This is a genomic window from Vibrio sp. 1557, from assembly GCF_033340175.1.
Taxonomy (GTDB): domain Bacteria; phylum Pseudomonadota; class Gammaproteobacteria; order Enterobacterales; family Vibrionaceae; genus Vibrio; species Vibrio alginolyticus.
This window is the reverse complement of record NZ_JAWOVZ010000097.1, coordinates 1-1,574: the sequence shown is the minus strand read 5'-3', so window position 1 is coordinate 1,574 and position 1,574 is coordinate 1. Positions and strand designations below refer to the sequence as shown.

Genomic DNA, 1,574 nt, shown 5'->3' with positions numbered 1-1,574 from the left:
GACCAGAGGGTCGGGGGTTCGAATCCCTCTTCACCGACCACTATTTAAAGCCTCAGTCGAAAGACTGGGGCTTTTTTGCATTTTAGCCACTCTATTTTCCGTCATATTAGCTGATAGTGGCTAGCCAGAAGATTTCTATCAGCAGAACATATCGAGCTTTGCGTACGAACTGAAAGGTTGGTGCAGCTTTTGGTGCTTTAGACCACCCATGATCCCAATGCTTTTCGCGCAGATAAAATAAACCCCAGCTCAATGTCTGGGGTTGTGGTTTTCTTAATTCGCTGTTGTTATTGGGCGAGTGTTTTCAGGATTTCCTTTAGCTCGACGGTTTCTCGGATTTCAAAGTTCGGTGTTATCTCTGTTGGATTACTTGCGCCAGTCGCATTCACCCACACACTCAAAATACCCATGTTGTTTGCGCCTGCGATGTCTGCCGCTAGAGAGTCACCGATGTGTAAGGCTTCTTCTGGTTTGACGTCGACAAGATTCAAGGCTTTTTGGAATATGCTGGCCGCTGGTTTTTCTTCTGGCTCTTCGCCACCCACAATAATATGGTCCACCCATTCATCCATTTGTGTTGCTTTCAATTTGGGGTGCTGCGAGAAAATTGGACCGTTAGTGATCACGACGAGTTTGTAGTGCTTACGTAGATCCGTCAGCATTTCTTTTACGCCAGGGAAGAAAGTGAACGCGCCCATACGTGCTGAATCAAAATAGTGTTGTGCTTGCTGAGCTTGCTCTGCATCGATGTGGATGCCGTCCTCCGCCAAAATCGTTTGGATCAGACTACAGCGAAAAGCATTTTCGTCTGGAAGAAGAGCAACCAGCTGAGGAAACTCTGCGTTGAGCTTTTTATATACCCCTTGCAAGTAGCGTTGTAAGAATGCTTGAGGATCAGAGACTTGGGGATACGTTTGTTGAATCCAGGCAGCAAATTTTTGCCCTGCAGCTTTGTCTGCTTGGGATGTGCCACATAACGTCTCGTCCATATCAAAAAAAATCGCTTTAAGCACAGGGGCTCCTTTCATTCACTACTTAGTCACTGGCGTCGAAAGCCTATTATCCCACTCTAAATCGCATCGTAAAGAGGCAATCCGTCAGCAAATTGTGCAGTTTCGTTTACGCTTAAGTGATGCTGTTCTTTTGGCTTAATCATTAAACCGCATAACGGGCGCATAATCGCAACTTTGAGGAGGTTTCCTCTGTTTTGTTGTGGTGCTCACGTTTTAGCCTTAGGTGAAGCCGGTTAACTTTGGTTTTTTATGTTTGCCGACTATTTTGTTAGTAACATTTTATGCCGAAAAATCGCTTTTGGTACGATATATTGTTTGGTAAATGTTAATTATCACACATGAATAGTGTGGTTATGGTGTGAGGTGATGTTGTGCCTACATTTAGAGCATTTTTCTAGTTTTAATGGTGCATGGCGCACAAAAATGGGGTGATATGAAAGTGGTTAAATACTTGTTAATGCATTTTTATTCGCTCATTGTGCGTGTATTCAATGTTTTTACGGCGGAATATACTTTAATTGTTGCTTTTTTGTGTGATTTTTGCCAAATTGTTTCCGCATT

Annotated in this window: 1 protein-coding gene; it reads right to left on the bottom strand. The window is 43.5% G+C overall.

Going from position 1 to position 1,574, the window contains the following annotated elements:
- Positions 1-287: 287 nt before the first annotated feature.
- Positions 288-1,013, bottom strand: coding sequence for an HAD family hydrolase (locus R7070_RS24920; RefSeq protein WP_238816786.1), 726 nt, complete (start codon positions 1,011-1,013; stop codon positions 288-290).
- Between the last annotated feature and the right edge of the window lie 561 nt (positions 1,014-1,574).